This window comes from Pontibacter sp. YIM B11418 (genome assembly GCF_059278805.1).
On the sequence record NZ_JCAEMH010000002.1, the window covers coordinates 645,680 to 663,406 of the forward strand.

Below are 17,727 nucleotides of genomic sequence, written 5' to 3' on the forward strand. Positions count from 1 at the left end.
CATGTAGCTTCTTGGCTGTCCATGAGCATAAGATATAGGTCTAGCTTATAGGAGGAAGGCAAATAGAATGTGTTCAAACAATCAAAAAGTAACAAAAATCTATCACTCTAAATTGTACCACAATGGAATTTAACGTTCCTGAAGATCAAAAGAACGCAAGCGGCGTCTATAAAATTTCTAGCTCAATAGACAGCCGTATCTACATCGGCAAGACAGTGAACCTGTACACGCGCTACATCTACCACTGCAGAGCCCTTGAAAGGGGAAAGCATACGAACCTGATGCTGCAGGAGTACACCCAGGAGCACTCTCACATGCACATGGAATTTAGCGTCTTGGAGTACTGCGAGGAACGCCTATTGGAGGAACGCGAAACATATTACATCCAAAAGCACCGAGCCGCGTATGCAGGCTATGGCTTCAATGTCAGCACAAACAAACTAGGTCTGAGCGGTTATGAGGGTAAAGAAAAGTTGAACTTACAACTTATTCCACTCATCAAGCAAAAGCTAAATGATCCAGATTTTGACCTGTATGCGCAGATATGCCCAACCTGCAGTGTGTGGATGAATGCCATTAAATGCCAGATTAGTGAGCTTCAGGGATCCAGGGACTACTTCAAGGAGAAACATTTAGAAACCGCAAGTCGGATAGCTCAGATGGAGGCAAGGATGCAGAAGGAGAGGATAGCTAGAAAGAAGACTGGCCTTCATAATACTAGCCAGCTTTCGTTGTTCAAGTGAGATCCGACTTACTTGTGTAATCAACAGAAGTAATTGTCTCAGTTGTTCTACATGGACACCACCATTTGCATGTTTCTGTCAAGGCTCATAATTTGCTGTTCCTGCCCATGAGGTACTTCCATGACAATATACCTCTGCTATGCCAGTACAATTGCATTCCAGTATATATCCACTTCCATTTCCCTATGGTATCTTTACTATTTCCTCCCTATACCCCACTACCCCACTTATCATGAAGGGCACACTAGGACATGTAACTGGTAAGAAAATTTATCCACACCCATGTTTAGCAAAGAAGCCCACCAATTCTATAAAGTAAAATTATTGGCCACAGCCGAATACCTATTTTTTAAGTTTAGGCTCATAGCTAAATTTCGGCAGCGCCTGCAACGAGATAGACAGGCTACTGCAAACACATTATGGCTTTGGTTTGCTACGCAAAACATAAAGCAGTAAGTGAGGTAAAAGCTATAGCAAAAATTATGATGGCGCAGGAGGCGCTGCTGTAGCATTAGAGCATCGTTTCTGATACCACATGCCAAACAGGGCTATGGCCAAAAGCAGTTCTGAAAGGTCGCCCCAGTAATACATCATTTTGGCCGCTTGCTGAATTTGGGTACCTGAGTGTGGAGAGTTTAGCGGGTACAGGTAAGCGTACATAAACTTACCAAGGAAAGCGTGTGCTGCTATACTCACGAAGAGCACGAATAACCGGACCATGAAGGCCGGTCGTTTAGGCACCGATTCTTGACCGATTATAGACCAAGCAAACAGGTAGCCTGCAGCCAGAAAATGAAAGTGTATTAGGTAATGCAGGTATGTATTGCTTAAATTCAATACATAAAGCGGACTCAGGTATAGCAGATACATCCCTCCCATGTTAAGCAAAAGAGCAATGACTGGATGACTAAGAAAGTAAAATATCTTACTCCTGAGTACAGCCGTAACACCTCTCGCGATCTCCACGGGCAACGCGATTAAGGCCAGCGTAATAGGAGCCCCTAAGACCAGGAACAAAGGGCCATACATACCTATCAATAGGTGCTGCGCCATATGAACTCGCAGGTCGTGGTGCGCCCACTGCATAAGCGAAGGCAGCATGGCCACGGCTAACAATACAATGCCGAACATGAAATTGAAAGCTCTCCACCGGTTCCAGCCCACTTTCCTGTTATTTACCTTCAGAGTAGCATACAGGTATACGACAGTAACAGCTGCGATAATCAGCAAGGGGACCCATTCTGAGAAGAGAAAAGTATGGGAAGCATGGGATGAGAGATGCATGATTTGTTAGGGCTGATCAACGCTTTCCTGATTTTGAATCTCTTTGTCTCTAGCCTTCTTTAGTAAATAGAAGCCGATTAACAATAGGATCAAACCTGCTGTATTCCAGGTGATGTCGTAGGGCAACAGGTTCTCGACGTATCGTATCTGGTGCAACCGCAATACCTTGTGGTCAATAATCCCATCGAATAACTGAAAAGCGCCTAACCCCAGAAAGAAACCAGCCCATGCTCTTAGGATAATCAGGCTTCTGTTTTTTCTCAAGTCCATAAGCATAAAGAAACCGGCTACAATGGCAATCAGTTCTGCCGAATGAAGCAATCCGTCTGCCATCAGCCCTACCTTGAGAGTAGACCTATCGTAGAAGTGATGCCATGAGAGTATCTGATGGAATATGATCTCATCCACTGCTGCCATAATGCCTACTCCTACAAGTGCCGCCGCCTGCATTGACCGTCGTTTGAAATGTTGCGCTGCTTGCTGGTTCATCTACATAAATTGGTGAACAATACTAATACCGTACTACGCGGGGTAAAATGTGTTGTTCTGCTCAAATTTTCCCTTCCCAAGCATAAAGTACTGGTGCTTACCTGTGTGCAATAATCTCATTTGACTGGAACACTCTTGGAAGCACTGCGTTTATGAAATAGCCATTGCTGACAACCAGCACCACTATGCTTATAGAGCTATGATGTACACCATAGGAGCAACAGACCGCATTGAACGGTCGGCACTGGCAGCGGACGCAGCAGCGCTTATTGCCACCAAAACAGTGAAAGAACCAGCAGCCATAGCCCGAGGTTGCCTGCAACCATATTTTCGCTTACGAGCTCTGCAGGGCATTGTCATGCTTATGATGTGACATCAACAACTTATAACAAACACAAACGATTAAGCACTACAAGAAACTAAAAGCTATGAGTTACCACTTAATTAAGAAAATAAACGGTTCCTTTGAGGATGCCACCACCAAGGTAAAGGAAGCCCTCCAAGAGGAAGGCTTTGGCGTAATTAGTGAAATAGACCTGAAGGAGAAGTTTAAAGAGAAACTGCAAGTTGATTTCAGGAACTATAAGATACTAGGTGCCTGTAACCCCAAACTGGCACATCAGGCCATACAGCAGGAGCCAAACATCGGTGTGATGTTGCCTTGCAATGTACTGCTGCAGGAACATGAAAATGGCGAGGTGGAAGTTACCGCTATCAACCCGATGGAGACTATGGCTGCCGTAGATAACCCGAACCTTTCTTCTTTAGCAGAAGAAGTAAGCCAAAAGCTGAAAACTGCCATTAACAAGTTGTAGCGATTACTCAACTATAAATTATAAAAAGGCTGTGCTGAAAAGTGCAGTCTTTTTTATTACCTGGCTGCTTGTCATTTAAAAATAATGGCTTGTGTAACCAATGTCACTGAACCAGGACAGGTCAAATACCATCTTTGTATCAATCAACTTAAAAAGCATGACTATGAAAGACTTCTGGAACGACCGCTACAGCCAGGAACAGATGGTATACGGTGCTGAACCGAACGAGTTCTTCAGGGAGCAACTACAGCAGATGCGGCCCGGAAAACTATTGTTGCCAGCTGAAGGCGAAGGCAGGAATGCAGTCTATGCGGCTCTGAAAGGCTGGCAGGTAACAGCATTTGATTTCAGTGAAGCAGGTCACAAAAAGGCCATGGTACTGGCAGAACAGCGTGGCGTAACTATAAACTATCAAATAACCGATGCATTGAACTTTAACTGTGAGCCTGAGAGCCAGGATGCGGTAGCGCTTATCTATGCCCACTTTCCGCCTGCGCTGCGCCAGCAACTGCACCAGAAGGTGATCAGCTGGCTCAAACCCGGTGGCACTATGATACTGGAAGCTTTCCACCCAAATCAGTTGAGCTATAGCTCCGGCGGACCAAAAGATGAAAGTATGCTCTATACCGCCGAATTGCTACAGGATGACTTCAGTCTGCTTGATATCAAGTTACTACAGGAATTGGACATACAGTTGCATGAAGGCGCCTACCACAGCGGTGCAGGCTATGTAACCAGAATGGTTGCTAAAAAGAAGGCAAATAAATAAGTGAACATAAAAAGAAAAAAACTAAAACATAAAGGCTGACAGCCACTACTCAAATGAAAGACAAATTAGACATCATGGTGCCGGTAGATTTCACGCCGGTGTCTTACAGAGCGATCGAGTTTCTGGCTTTCCTGATGGACAAAACGCCCATCAATACGCACTTGGTGCATGTCATAGAGGTAAATTCCGCTGAATGGGCTGGTTCTGTAGATGCATCGGAAGCACTGAACAAAGGTAAGCTAAAGCAAAAGCAGCAACTGGCTGAGCAGATGTTTACAGAGCTGAAACAACATGTTGATTTCAGTTTTACCAGCGAAGTGTTGTTCGGTGGTTTAACCACAACGCTCGCTACCTATGCCAATAATAAAAACATTGATTTGGTGATCATGGGTACAGACGGCGCTGATGGCTGGCTTGAAAAAGTATCAGGTTCAGAAGCGCAACATGTGGTTAGGTATACCAATATTCCGGTCATCACCATCCATAAAAGTGCGGCCATTACCCCTATTCAAAATCTGCTGTGGGTAGCAGACTTTGAAGCTGAGAAGCAACCGGAGGAAAGTGTAGCGATTATCAAAATGCTGCAGCAGCTATTTCATGCGAAGTTACACTTGTTGGAGATCGTAGATGAAGAAGATGAAGCCAAAGCCCAGCAACTGAAGCACAACATGCAAGTGTTTGCGGAGCAACTGAACTTGCAAAACTATGAACTGCACCTGCATCACAACTACAAAGTACCGGCCGGTGTACGCAGCTTTAACGAAGTATCAGAAATGGATCTGGTGCTGATTGGCACCCATGCTAGAAAAGGCATAAGCCATCTGTTGTATGGTAGTGTCGCTGAAACGCTGGTGAACCATTGCATCCGCCCTTTGATGACCTATCATCTTAACTAACAACCTTTCTCTTCTATGTGCAGCTCAGGCTGCACATCTTTTTTACACCAAACAAAATGCGTAACAGATTTACCCTGGTGGCTATGCTGGCTGCCAGTATTGGTTGGGGCACAGCTTCTGCCCAAACACACCACGAAACTCATCAACCGGATACTGTACAGGTAAACAGCGTACAGGAACTCTTCAAAAAAGGCAATGTGCACGGGCATGTACGGAATTACTTTATGGCTACTTGGAACCACAAAGAACTCTCTGATAACTATGCCAATGCCATTGGTGCAGAAATAGCCTATAAGACAGCTCCCTTCCATGGTTTCAGACTAGGGTTTGCCGGATTGTTTACCTATAACCTATTCTCGTCGGGCATGGCACACCAGGACCCTGTAACAGGCAAACACCCTAAGCTGGAGCTGGAGCTTTTTGATGTGGAGGATCCGGAAAACAAAGCCGACCTGGACCGCCTGGACGAACTATACCTGGAGTACAAAACAGATTGGCTGCACGCAAAAGCTGGTCGGTTCAGCTTTACTTCACCCCTGATGAACCCGCAGGACACCCGCATGAAGCCTTACTCCTTTCAGGGTATCAGTTTTCACTTTCCAGTACAGGAAAAAGCGCTACTGACACTTGCCTGGTTTGATCACTTCTCACCCAGAAGTACAGTAGAATGGTTTAAAGCGGGTGAGTCTATCGGTACTTTTCCTGCAGGATTTGATATACAAGGCAATCGATCCGGTTATGCCCACCATACTAAAACCAAAGGTGTTGCCGTAACTGGTCTACAGCTTAACTCAGATCAATCCCATCACGGCTTTAACTCAGAAATATGGAACTACTGGATCGAGAATGTATCGAACACCAGCTATGGCCGGACAACTATAGAAATAATACCGCAGGTGAAAGCAGGTATAGAAGGGATTTACCAAATGCAAGTAGGCATTGGGGGCAGCCCGGAAGAAGCACATACCTATTTCCCGGATCAGCAACAATGGCTGGTAGGTGGTCAGTTAGCATACGAGCCCGGAAGCTGGAACACATCACTTAATTACCTGCACATAGATGGTGATGGGCGCTTCCTGTTTCCGCGTGAATGGGGCCGTGAGCAGTTCTTCGCCACCCTCTCCAGGGGCAGAATCGAAGGTACAGGCAAATCAGATTTACTTGTTGCGAAAGTAAAAAAACGCTGGTCAGACAGGCTAACGATAGAAGCAGCTGCTTCCAAAACCTGGATGCCGGACCGTGAGAACTATAAGCACAACAAGTATAGAGCCATCCCTTACATTGGCTGGTTAGCCGACATAAATTATAGCCCTGCAAAACCAGTGCTGAAAGGACTGAGTTTTCGGTTGCTTTATGTGGGCAGAACGTCGCCAGGAACAGATGTGCCGCTCGAAGCCATGTACTACAACACCAACTTTCATAATCTGAACTTTGTAACGCAACTTAACTTCTAAGGCTATTCGAGCATAAGTTACAGCTACATATAGCAGGTAGTACGCTTACCATGCATATCGAATCAGAAGCTAATAAGGTATCATTAGTTGTGTGACAAACATCACTGAACCTAGGTATCGTATACTTTAATTTTGTATCAGAATTTAGTTCAACTATAAAATAATAGAGAACCTATGAAAATTAAACAGTTTGAAGACAAGGGCTTAGCCCACTATGCATACGCTATCCTGAGCGAGAGCGCAAAGGAAGTAATCCTGATCGACCCGGCCCGCGATCCGCAGCCATACTACGACTATGCCAAAGAGCACGACGCCAAAATTGTTGGGGTGATAGAAACGCACCCGCACGCCGATTTTGTGAGCTCGCACCTGGAGATACACCAGAAAACCGGGGCCACTATCTACACACATAGCCTGGTAGGTGCTGACTACCCGCACGAAACCTTTGATGAAGGCGCAACCCTTCAACTAGGAGAACTAAAGCTAAAATCGCTGCATACACCTGGCCACTCCCCTGATGGCATTAGTATCGTACTGGAACACGAGGGTAAAGATAAAGCAGTATTCACAGGCGATACGCTGTTCATTGGTGATGTGGGCCGCCCAGATTTGCGTGAGAGCGCAGGTAACGTAACTGCCAAGCGCGAAGAACTGGCACGCCAGATGTACCACAGCACCCGCGAAATGCTGATGAAGCTGGCCGATGATGTGGTTGTGTATCCAGCACACGGGGCAGGCTCGCTTTGCGGTAAAGGCCTGAGCGATGCCAACAGCAGTACCATCGGTGATGAGAAGCTGGGAAACTATGCCCTGAAGCCTATGAGCGAAGACGAGTTTGTAAAAGTATTGACAGAAGACCAGCCCTTTATCCCAAAATATTTTGGCTACGATGTGAGCCTGAACAAGCAGGGCGCGCCTGACTATAATCCAAGCGTGGAAGGTGTCGCTAAACTGGAGAAGAACTACAAGCCGGAAGCCGGTGCTGTGATAGTAGATGCCCGCAGCGAAAAAATATTTAAGCAAGGACACTACAAAGGCGCCATCAACATACAGAACGGTGGCAAATTTGAGACCTGGCTGGGATCTATCGTTGGTCCTAACGAAAGCTATTACCTGATCGGTGAAAGCGAAGAGCAACTGAATGAGCTGATCTCGAAGGCTTCTAAGATCGGCTATGAGCTGCTGATAAAAGGTGCTTTTGTATACGATCAGCAGGCTGGTGAGACGAGCGATAAATTTGACAGATCATCTTTTGAAGCCAACAAAGAAGACTATACCATCGTGGACATACGAAACGGCTCAGAAGTAAAATCTGGTAAGTTCTTCGATAAGGCCATCCATATTCCGTTACCGGAACTACGCGAAAGAGTAGAGGAGATTCCTACCAACAAACCGGTGGTAGTACATTGCGCTGGCGGTTACCGCTCTGCAGCGGGTAGCAGCATTGTGGAGTCAGCCCTGCCTGATGTAAAGGTGCTGGACATGAGCGAAGCTGTCACAGAGCTTAAGAATAATTAACCTAAAGCAGGAGATCCTAAATAAGGGTCTCCTGCTTATCTTAACTATAACAACAATCATGAACTATAAAGATATTTCCGGAGAAGAGCTTAAAAAGCTTCGTGAAAAGCAGCCTGATGCCGTTGTGGTGGATGTTCGCACTCCCATGGAGGTAAGCCAGGGCAAAATACCGGGCGCGCAGGTAATAGACCTGATGGACGCCCAGTTCCCGCAAAAAGTGAATGCGCTGGATAAAGACAAGCCGTATGTACTATACTGCAGATCAGGCAATAGAAGTGCCCAGGCCTGCAACTATATGACGGGACAAGGTTTTACAAAACTGTATAACCTGAGTGGTGGCATCGGTAACTGGCCTTATGAAACTGAATAAGTTAAAAATCAATGCAAGCTCCAGGCTAATGCTAAGCATGTTGGCTGGCGGTGTACTGGGCTATCTTTTCTATGCTTTCTACGGGTGTGACGGTAGTTGTGCCATCAGCTCCAGTCCTTTTAATAGCACCCTATACGGCACTGTTGTGGGAGCTTTAGTTTCCAGGAGGTTTACTTAGACTTACAGAAAACAGTAAGACTATACACCTACTGCCTGTGCTCATGAAGTGCTGGCAGTAGGTGTATGTAAGCCAGTCCTTCCACTGGAGCATTACGGGCTTCACTGCTATCCTATGTGACTAAAATCACTGACGAGTGCTAAGTAAAATGCTTCCTTTGTAAAGCAAGACAGCTTCCTGCTCCCTTATTGAATGGAAGCTTTATATGATAAATCTGTACAGGCTATAAGACGGTAAAATATACTGTCATTAGCTAAGAGAAACCTATTTACAATGGAAAAAGAAAAGTTAAAAGTTTTGATAATTGGCTCCGGCCCAGCCGGGTATACTGCTGCTATTTATGCCTCCAGAGCCGGCCTTAACCCTGTATTGTATCAGGGCCTACAGCCCGGTGGTCAGCTTACCATCACAAACGACGTGGAAAATTACCCCGGCTACCCGGACGGCATTAATGGTCCTCAGATGATGGAGGATTTTAAGCGACAGGCAGAGCGCTTTGGCACGGATGTGCGCTATGGCATCGCTACTGCTGTCGATTTCTCTTCTAAACCCCATCAAGTAACGATAGACGACCAAAAAGTAATAGAAGCCGAAGCTGTTATTATCTCCACCGGAGCATCCGCCAAATGGCTAGGCCTGGAATCAGAAGCGCGCCTGAATGGTAGTGGCGTATCGGCATGCGCCGTATGTGATGGTTTCTTCTACCGGGGACAGGATGTGGCTATAGTGGGCGCCGGCGATACGGCCGCTGAAGAGGCCACCTATTTGGCCAACCTGGCAAACAAAGTATACATGATCGTTCGTCGCGACGAGATGCGTGCCTCCACCATCATGCAGGAACGTGTAAAGAAGACACGCAACATTGAGATCCTCTGGAATACAGTAACAGATGACATCATGGGCGAGCATGCTGTGGAAGGAATCAGAGTCAGAAACGTACTCACTAACGAGATGCGGGAGATACCTTTGAAAGGATTCTTCGTCGCCATTGGCCATAAACCTAACTCTGATATTTTTGCTGATTACCTGAACCTTGATGAGAACGGGTACATCCGTACGATTCCAGGCAGTTCCAAAACCAACATCGACGGGGTGTTTGCCTGTGGCGACGTACAGGACTTTACGTACCGCCAGGCTGTAACGGCAGCTGGATCAGGCTGTATGGCGGCGCTTGATGCGGAACGTTATCTGGCAGCGTTGGAGCCAGCGCATGCAATAGAACAGGATCAGAATACAACGCTCAGCTTATCTGAAAAGGCATGATAAAGACTTTAAAGTATCAACTGCTGACTGGCTGGCACCTGGCCCGCTGGATTCGTCTGGCGCTAGGTATAGCGTTGCTGGTACAGGCGATCGCGACAAGCGATATGCTGGTTGGTGCATTCGCCATTTTGCTTTTCGGGCAGGCGCTTACGAATACAGGCTGTTGCGGGCCATCAGGCTGTAGCGTGCCCCTGCCTAAACAAAACAAAAAAGATACCACCGGACCTATTGAATAGGGACAACGTAAAGGATAAAATATGGAAAGTCTTGATAAAGAAGCGTTACTGCAGAAGTTCTCACAGTTAGAGCAGCCCCTGCTGGAAGAGATACTGACACAAAGCACCTTTAAGCACCTGGAAGAAGGTGAAGAAGCACTGCGCACCGGCCAGTACATTAAATCAACTGTGCTGCTTTCTAAGGGTCTGCTGAAAGTGTACCGCGAAGACGAAGAAGGCAATGAGTTTTTGATGTATTACCTGGAACCCGGGAATGCCTGCGCCCTTTCCATGATATGTACCGCCCGCAACGAACAGAGCCAGATCATGGCAAAAGCAGTGGATGAGTCCGAGATTATCCTAATACCATCTCACCTGTCAGAACTGTGGCTGGCCAAGTATAAAACCTGGCACAACTTCGTGATTGCTTCGTATCGCCAACGCTTTGAGGAGCTCCTGCAAACACTGGATAGCGTGGCTTTCAAAGCCTTAGACGAGCGACTTATTTTTTACCTGCGACGCCATATAAAAGTAAGCGGAAATGAAGTAAAACTATCGCACCAGCAGATTGCAAACGAGCTCAGCAGTTCCCGGGAGGTAATTTCCAGGCTCCTGAAAAAGTTAGAGCAAACCGGTGCAATCACGCTACATCGAAATTACATAGAAGTACATGACCTGGATATAGTCTAAACGGAAAGACAAAAGCAAAAGGCGACCTGAGGATTTATCAGGTCGCCTTTTGCTTTTAAAATTTACAGCAAAGATTCCTGTGTGACAACAGTCACTGTACTCCCTCCTGCACCACCCTACCTTTGTATCAGAAATCAAGATAAAACGTTAAGAAATGGAAATACTCGGATACATCGCAGCCATGCTCATCGGCCTGTCTTTGGGCCTGATTGGTGGAGGCGGCTCTATTCTCACCGTACCGGTGCTGGTTTATTTGCTGGGCCTGAGCCCTGTTATCTCAACTGCTTACTCCCTGTTTATAGTGGGCCTCACCAGTTTGGTGGGCTCTTACAAGTTCTACCAGAAAGGACTGGTCAGCATGAAGACGGCTGTCGTGTTTGGTATACCTTCCATTGTGGCCGTGTACCTGACACGACGCTACCTGGTGCCAGCCATACCAGAAAACCTGTTCACGGTAGGTGACTTGGCGGTAACCAAAGGCGTATTGCTGATGCTCCTGTTTGCCGGTCTGATGGTGTTTGCTTCGATCTCTATGATCAAAAAGAAAAAAGAAGCACCGGCAGAACCCGCTGATGTGGTAGATGAGAACATTGATACTGAACTGGATGTAGAGCATACCGATCCTGCTGAAAAGCACCCGAAACCAAAGTTCAACTATGGTGGCATTCTGGCTGAAGGCTTGGTGGTAGGTACGCTTACTGGTCTTGTTGGTGCAGGCGGTGGCTTCCTAATTATCCCGGCGCTGGTACTTTTCAGTAAGCTGGATATGAAAATGGCCGTGGGCACGTCGCTGCTTATCATCGCTGTTAAATCGCTGTTCGGCTTTATCGGGGATGTATTCAACTATGAGATCGACTGGCTTTTTCTGGGCATTTTCTCCACCATTTCTATTGCCGGCATCTTCATTGGCACTTACCTGTCTACTAAGATCCACGCCGATAAACTGAAGACTTCTTTTGGTTGGTTTGTGCTCGTGATGGGTGTCTACATCATCATCAAAGAAATATTTTTTGCATAAGCCTGACTGCGTGACCAAAGTCACAGACAAGGGCTATTCTTATTCCGAAATTTGTAATGTCATCAAGGTAAAAGGGTGACAACAGTACTAAGAAACTAAAAAACAAAATCTATAAACATCAGCTACCATGAGAGTAGAACAGATCTATACCGGTTGCCTGGCACAAGGCGCTTACTACATCGAAAGCAAGGGCGAAGCCGCCATCATTGATCCGCTGCGGGAGGTAAAACCATACCTGGAAAAAGCGGAGAAAGATAACGCTACCATCAAGTATGTACTGGAGACACACTTCCACGCCGACTTTGTCTCAGGTCACGTTGACCTGGCCAAGGCCTCTGGTGCTACGATCGTTTTCGGACCGAATGCCAAGACTACCTATGACGCTTACATCGCAAAAGACGGTGAAGAATTGAAAGTGGGTGATGTCACTATAAAAGTGCTCCACACCCCGGGCCATACGATGGAGTCTACCACCTACCTGCTGATAGACGAGAACGGGAAAGATTACGCGCTCTTCTCTGGCGATACATTGTTTATCGGTGATGTGGGACGTCCGGACCTTGCCGCTAAATCTGACTTAACACAGGACCAACTAGCAGGGCACCTGTACGACTCGCTGCGCAACAAGATTATGAACTTGACGGAAGATGTGATTGTATACCCGGCTCATGGAGCAGGATCGGCTTGTGGTAAGAACATGAGCAAAGAGACAAGCGATACGCTGGGTAACCAGAAGAAGACCAACTATGCCCTTCGTGCCGATATGACCAAAGAAGAGTTCATCAAAGAAGTGACAGATGGCTTAACACCGCCGCCAAGCTATTTCCCCCTGAACGTGCAGATGAACAAGGAAGGCTACGATAACATTGAAAACGTACTGGAGCAAGGTCTGCAGGCTCTTTCGCCGGAAGCATTTGAAGCAGCGGCCAACGAAACAGGTGCCTTGGTACTGGATACGCGTAGTCCGGAAACATTCGCAGCTGGTTTCATCCCGAACGCCATCAACATCGGGATCGATGGCAACTTTGCTCCCTGGGTTGGAACGCTGATACCGGACATCAAGCAGCAAATATTACTGGTAACGGAATCGGGCCGTGAAGAGGAAGTAGTGACGAGGCTGGCCCGCGTAGGCTACGATTATACGATCGGTTACCTGAACGGTGGTGTGAATGCCTGGAAAGCGGCCGGTAAAGAAGTAGATACTATCAACTCAATAGCTGCAGAGACATTTGCCAAGCAGTTCGAGCAGGACAATACCATCAAGGTGGTGGACGTACGCAAGCCAGGTGAGTTCCAGGCAGAACACGTGGAGACAGCACAAAGTGCCCCGTTGGATTACCTGAACGAACACTTAGCTGAACTGCAGAAAGAAGACACCATGTATCTGCACTGCGCTGGCGGCTACCGCTCCATGATCGCAGCCTCCATCCTAAAGGCAAGAGGTTATGAGAATGTCGTTAACGTGGAAGGAGGCTTTAAGGCTATTGCTGAGACCTCTGTGCCTAAAACAGCTTTTGTCTGCCCGAGCACGCTGAAGTAATTTCTTATAGTTCAAGACACTTGAAGCGCTGGCGTAGTGTGATACTGCGCCAGCCTTTGAGTTTAAGAGGTTTTCACTTCCCTACGTGACCAAAGTCACAGACAAAGGATGCTAATATCCCGACCTTTGTACTATTACATAATTTCAACACGCATTTAAAAGATTAAGAGCCATGTTTAACATATTCGGATCAAAGCCCAAGAACTACGAGAACCTGGATGGGTCAACTTTCAGAGCCAGGTTCCAGAACGCAGCCAAAGCGGAGCTGCTGGATGTAAGAACAGCCGGTGAGTTTGCCTCAGGCTCTATCAAAGGGGCCAAAAACCTGGATGTGACATCTTCACAGTTCCAACAGGCGCTCAAAACGATGGACAAGAACAAGGAGTATTTCGTGTTCTGCCGCAGCGGAAACCGCAGTGGTTCTGCCTGCGACATCATGAACAAGGAAGGCTTTAAAGCGCATAACCTGGCCGGCGGTATCGGTGCCTGGCCAAGATAACAAAGTATAAAAATGAGAATGTGGGAAACCTATAACCGGCTTCCGCCCTATCCACTGAACCTAAACTAAACGAGTAAGAAATGTTAGAATTTTTGAGTCAGCCTTGGCCTTGGTATACATCAGGTATAGTCATTGCCTCCGTGATGTTGATCCTGCTGTTCTTCGGGAAGTCATTCGGCTTCTCATCCAACCTGCGCACCATTTGCTCCGCCTGCGGTGCCGGTAAGTCGGTCAAGTTCTTTGATTTTGACTGGCGTACCCAGACTTGGAATCTGTTGTTCCTGGTAGGTGCTATCATCGGTGGTTTTATCGCTTCAGAGTTTTTATCAAACGGCGAGGCGGTACAGATCTCACAGGCAACCATACAGGATTTAAGTGCATTGGGTATTGCAGCGCCGGATGGCATGCAGCCTGAGGAAATTTTTAGCCTGGAGAGTGCTTTTTCACTTAAAGGCTTCCTGATTCTGCTACTGGGTGGATTTGCCGTTGGATTCGGAGCACGCTATGCAGGTGGCTGTACATCGGGCCACGCCATCAGCGGAATTTCTAACATGCAGTTGCCATCGCTCATTGCTGTGATCGGCTTCTTTATTGGTGGTCTGTTCACCACATGGGTATTGATGCCCCTGATATTTTAAAGGAAGCAATACGAAGCATTGTCATTAACTAAACAAAGAGATTTATACTGTGAGAGGATTAAAATTTATAATTGCCGGAATACTTTTCGGTGTCGTGATGAGTAAATCAGAAGCCATATCGTGGTTCCGTATCCAAGAGATGTTCCGCTTTCAGTCTTTCCATATGTATGGCATTATTGGTACGGCTGTAGTACTGGGTATCATCATTACGTATGTTATCAAAAAATTCAAACTGCGCGATTATCAGGGCAACCCAATTGTCTTTACACCGAAGGAAATGTCTATTCCGCGCTATCTGATCGGGGGCACGATCTTCGGCTTGGGCTGGGCATTAACCGGAGCTTGCCCGGGTCCTATGTTCGTAAACATCGGCTTCCAGTATTGGTCTATCCTGATAGCAGTAGTGGGTGCTCTTGCCGGTACTTACCTCTACGGTGCTATTAAAGACAGACTACCGCATTAAGAAATTTGGCTAAAAGTTGAGTGTGTTGTGAGAGTCACCGGTATTGTAACTGGTGGCTTTCCTGCATAGTAAAAATAGGCATACAAACTATATTGGTAACATGACACAACCATCGGAAACACAACTTGGTTTACGGGAAAATGCTAGGCAGTTTTGGCTGCTGGTGCTCGTGAACGGCTTTGTTGGAGCGATGGTGGGACTAGAACGCTCTGTGATTCCGGAGTTTGCCGAAACAGTTTTCGGTATTAACGGACACACCGCGCTTTTATCGTTTATCGTGGCGTTTGGTCTTGCTAAGTCCGCAGCTAACCTAGCGATGGGCAAGCTGGCCAAAAAATATACGCGCCGTCAGCTGCTTCTGATTGGCTGGCTTTTCGCGTTGCCGGTGCCCTGGCTCCTGCTTTACGCCAACAACTGGTGGTGGGTGATTTTCGCCAACCTGTTGCTGGGTATAAACCAGGGTCTGGCCTGGTCCGCCACGGTGGTGATGAAAATAGACCTGGTGGGTGAAAAAAACCGAGGCCTGGCCATGGGCATCAACGAGTTTGCCGGTTACCTGGCTGTCGGTTTGGTAGCGTTCCTGGCAGGCTATATCGCCTCTACAACCGGCGAAGTTACCTATGCTTTTGTTCCGGGTATTGCTTTCTCTATTATTGGTTTGCTGCTGACCGTGTTCCTGGTGCGGGATACGCACAGCCATGTACAGACCGAAACGAAGCAGACCAATATCCCGCTCCTACAACACATCTGGACAGACACCACCTGGCGGCATGGAAATTTAGGTTCTGTTACGCTGAACAGTTTTGTGAATAACCTGAACGATGGTATCCTATGGGGATTGTTGCCAGTGCTGTTAAGTACGAAGGGATACTCCCTGACCGAAACAGGCTTACTGGCCGGCATTTACCCGGTGGTATGGGGACTGGGCCAGCTGGTAACTGGCAAATTGGGGGATGTACTCTGTAAAAAGCAGTTGCTGAGTATGGGCATGATGCTGCAGGGAGTGGCGATAGGCCTGCTTTTATTTGCCGGCTCTTATCCTATTCTGGTTGCTGCGCTCATCCTATTGGGTGCAGGCACGGCCTTGGTATATCCTAACTTTTTATCGGTGGTAGCCGAGAACACGCACCCAAACCAGCGGCCAGAAAGCCTGGGTATCTTCCGGTTCTGGCGTGATTTTGGCTACGTTGCCGGTGCGGTTGCTGCTGGTATATTTGGCGATTTGTTCGGGCTGGAAGCTGTTATAATTGGCACCGCCTTCCTTACCGTCGGTGCTGGATTACTATCAGAGTACAGGATGTGCTGCACCAGGAAACTGCTGTGGCATAGTAAGGAATGTAGCACCAGCTTTTTGAAAGCTACCTAAACGTAACCTTTAAAGTAAAGATCGAGCAACAATGACTTCTGTTCACATTTCTTTCTAGACAGATATTGTAACGCATAAAAAAATGAAAAACTACCTGCTGTTATTTTTAAGCCTTACGTTACTGCTCTTCGCAATGCAGAAGAACGGTAGTATACGCAGCTTTGCACAGCGGACGGCGCTGAAAAAAGACTGTCAATACAGCAAGCGTTTTGGTAATAAACCTTGTGCCAAAAAATGCCTCAAACACCAGACGCACCCCAATCAACAAAACAACGCAGCAGGTATAGCTTCAGATTGCAGCCAGCAGGTGTATGCTGTCGTAAATGAGCTGCCTTCAGAACCTCTTTCCCCCTCTTCACCACAGCACGATTTCATGCTTCGACTGGTTCGGAAGCACCTTTCTCCTGTACTTGAATATGATCCTGAGCCGCCCCGGCTTTCTTAAAATACCCTTGATTGATTTAATGCATCAGCTTAACTGATCGCAGGTACAGTTGGTGCTGGTATACCTATCCCTCCCCAAAAAGAGATTAGCTTTAGGTATGCTTATACTTTATCTAAAAAGTTATTTTAAGAAAAATCACAACTCATGGAAACCACTCCAAAACAAAAAATATCATTCCTTGTGCTGCGTAGCTTGGGCAGCCTGATTTTCATCATGGCGGGTGTAAGCCACTTTATGAAAACTGCCGGTGCAGCTGCCCGGTTAGAAAACGCGCCGTTTGCACACCTGGCCACTTGGATAGCGCCAGCTGAAACGTTGATTCTACTCTCAGGCATTGGCCTGCTGGTAGGTGGCTTTATGCTGCTGACAGGCTTTAAAACAAAACTGGCCGCTTTTGGTCTGCTGGCCATCCTTATCCCGATTACGCTGACCGTGCAGGTAGGCAGCGGAGATTATGGGCCTTTGTTCAAGAACGTGGCGCTGATTGGTCTGCTCATTTTCTTTATCATAAATGGTGCGCTGTACTATAGTGTAGACACGCTCCTGGAGCAGAAAAAGAAAATCATGACGATACCTGCACAAAAGCATGGGTATGTAACTATCGTAGCTATTGGGCTGATGGTACTACTTGGTTCCTGCGCCACGACAAGTGCTCAAAATACCACACAGCAAGCTACAACTGTATCTGCTACTAACACTAAATTTGCCGTGCTCATTAGCCAGCCAAACCACCTGAAAGCAGCCGTGAATACGGCAGAGACGATTACTAAAGACAGCAAGTATAAACGTGAAGCCTTTGTGGTGATGGCATGCGGAAAGTCGGTAGAAGCCTTCAAAAAGGATGGTACGATGGCTGCAGAGATAGCAAAAGGCAGAGCTGCCGGGGTTACGTACATGCTTTGCGGCATGTCGCTGAAGCAGTTCAATATTTCTGCTGCGGATCTGGTGGATGGTGTGGAAGTCACGCCGAATGGCCTGACCTATATGTTTGACCTTAAGCAAAAAGGCTATACGACTGTGGAACTTTAGTCACATAGTATCCTGAAAGATTGGGCTAACTTAGCTACATTAATG

Annotated in this window: 20 protein-coding genes; 18 read left to right on the plus strand and 2 right to left on the minus strand. The window is 47.0% G+C overall.

All coding sequences use genetic code 11. From position 1 onward, the window contains the following. Positions 1-122 precede the first annotated feature (122 nt). Positions 123-743, plus strand: a complete 621-nt coding sequence (locus AC4QZR_RS07235; RefSeq protein WP_494480287.1) for a GIY-YIG nuclease family protein — start codon at positions 123-125, stop codon at positions 741-743. A 480-nt stretch (positions 744-1,223) separates the two neighbouring features. On the opposite strand, the gene AC4QZR_RS07240 is transcribed toward AC4QZR_RS07235, so the two are convergent. Further along, positions 1,224-2,027 (minus strand): cytochrome c oxidase assembly protein, encoded by an 804-nt coding sequence (locus AC4QZR_RS07240; protein WP_494480288.1) that lies wholly within the window; start codon positions 2,025-2,027, stop codon positions 1,224-1,226. 6 nt (positions 2,028-2,033) lie between these two features. Beyond that, the gene (locus AC4QZR_RS07245) at positions 2,034-2,516 is read right to left on the minus strand and encodes a DUF2243 domain-containing protein (protein ID WP_494480289.1); all 483 of its coding nucleotides are present in this window, start codon (positions 2,514-2,516) and stop codon (positions 2,034-2,036) included. Positions 2,517-2,944: 428 nt separating this feature from the next. Between AC4QZR_RS07245 and AC4QZR_RS07250 the strand changes: the two genes are divergently transcribed. From AC4QZR_RS07250 to AC4QZR_RS07330, 17 genes are all read left to right on the plus strand, one after another. After that, positions 2,945-3,331 (plus strand): DUF302 domain-containing protein, encoded by a 387-nt coding sequence (locus AC4QZR_RS07250; RefSeq protein WP_494480290.1) that lies wholly within the window; start codon positions 2,945-2,947, stop codon positions 3,329-3,331. A 163-nt stretch (positions 3,332-3,494) separates the two neighbouring features. Beyond that, entirely contained in the window at positions 3,495-4,100 is a 606-nt protein-coding gene (locus AC4QZR_RS07255) for a class I SAM-dependent methyltransferase (protein WP_494480291.1), read from the plus strand. A gap of 53 nt (positions 4,101-4,153) precedes the next feature. Next, positions 4,154-4,996 carry a universal stress protein gene (locus AC4QZR_RS07260; protein ID WP_494480292.1) on the plus strand — a complete coding sequence of 281 codons (843 nt, stop codon included), beginning with the start codon at positions 4,154-4,156 and terminating at the stop codon, positions 4,994-4,996. Between the two features lie 56 nt (positions 4,997-5,052). After that, positions 5,053-6,450 carry a porin gene (locus AC4QZR_RS07265; protein WP_494480293.1) on the plus strand — a complete coding sequence of 466 codons (1,398 nt, stop codon included), beginning with the start codon at positions 5,053-5,055 and terminating at the stop codon, positions 6,448-6,450. 174 nt (positions 6,451-6,624) lie between these two features. Continuing rightward, positions 6,625-7,968 (plus strand): MBL fold metallo-hydrolase, encoded by a 1,344-nt coding sequence (locus AC4QZR_RS07270; protein WP_494480294.1) that lies wholly within the window; start codon positions 6,625-6,627, stop codon positions 7,966-7,968. 58 nt (positions 7,969-8,026) lie between these two features. Continuing rightward, positions 8,027-8,338, plus strand: coding sequence for a rhodanese-like domain-containing protein (locus tag AC4QZR_RS07275; RefSeq protein WP_494480295.1), 312 nt, complete (start codon positions 8,027-8,029; stop codon positions 8,336-8,338). A gap of 451 nt (positions 8,339-8,789) precedes the next feature. Beyond that, positions 8,790-9,779, plus strand: coding sequence for a thioredoxin-disulfide reductase (gene trxB / locus AC4QZR_RS07280; protein WP_494480296.1), 990 nt, complete (start codon positions 8,790-8,792; stop codon positions 9,777-9,779). Next, complete coding sequence (locus AC4QZR_RS07285; RefSeq protein WP_494480297.1) at positions 9,776-10,015, plus strand: hypothetical protein; 240 nt, start codon at positions 9,776-9,778, stop codon at positions 10,013-10,015. Before trxB ends, AC4QZR_RS07285 begins: the two co-directional genes overlap by 4 nt. Positions 10,016-10,036: 21 nt before the next feature. Next, positions 10,037-10,684 carry a Crp/Fnr family transcriptional regulator gene (locus AC4QZR_RS07290; RefSeq protein ID WP_494480298.1) on the plus strand — a complete coding sequence of 216 codons (648 nt, stop codon included), beginning with the start codon at positions 10,037-10,039 and terminating at the stop codon, positions 10,682-10,684. Between the two features lie 154 nt (positions 10,685-10,838). Further along, on the plus strand, positions 10,839-11,702 hold the full coding sequence (locus AC4QZR_RS07295) for a sulfite exporter TauE/SafE family protein (RefSeq protein ID WP_494480299.1): 864 nt from the start codon (positions 10,839-10,841) through the stop codon (positions 11,700-11,702). Between the two features lie 127 nt (positions 11,703-11,829). After that, on the plus strand, positions 11,830-13,242 hold the full coding sequence (locus AC4QZR_RS07300; protein ID WP_494480300.1) for an MBL fold metallo-hydrolase: 1,413 nt from the start codon (positions 11,830-11,832) through the stop codon (positions 13,240-13,242). 172 nt (positions 13,243-13,414) lie between these two features. After that, a complete protein-coding gene (locus AC4QZR_RS07305) occupies positions 13,415-13,741 on the plus strand; it encodes a rhodanese-like domain-containing protein (protein WP_494480301.1) in 327 nt (108 codons plus the stop codon). An 80-nt stretch (positions 13,742-13,821) separates the two neighbouring features. Then, positions 13,822-14,379, plus strand: coding sequence for a YeeE/YedE family protein (locus tag AC4QZR_RS07310; RefSeq protein ID WP_494480302.1), 558 nt, complete (start codon positions 13,822-13,824; stop codon positions 14,377-14,379). A 49-nt stretch (positions 14,380-14,428) separates the two neighbouring features. Further along, positions 14,429-14,842, plus strand: coding sequence for a DUF6691 family protein (locus AC4QZR_RS07315; protein WP_494480303.1), 414 nt, complete (start codon positions 14,429-14,431; stop codon positions 14,840-14,842). Between the two features lie 100 nt (positions 14,843-14,942). Further along, the gene (locus AC4QZR_RS07320; protein ID WP_494480304.1) at positions 14,943-16,208 is read left to right on the plus strand and encodes an MFS transporter; all 1,266 of its coding nucleotides are present in this window, start codon (positions 14,943-14,945) and stop codon (positions 16,206-16,208) included. 82 nt (positions 16,209-16,290) lie between these two features. Further along, positions 16,291-16,653 carry a hypothetical protein gene (locus AC4QZR_RS07325; RefSeq protein WP_494480305.1) on the plus strand — a complete coding sequence of 121 codons (363 nt, stop codon included), beginning with the start codon at positions 16,291-16,293 and terminating at the stop codon, positions 16,651-16,653. Between the two features lie 144 nt (positions 16,654-16,797). Continuing rightward, the gene (locus AC4QZR_RS07330) at positions 16,798-17,682 is read left to right on the plus strand and encodes a DoxX family membrane protein (protein ID WP_494480306.1); all 885 of its coding nucleotides are present in this window, start codon (positions 16,798-16,800) and stop codon (positions 17,680-17,682) included. Positions 17,683-17,727: the final 45 nt, after the last annotated feature.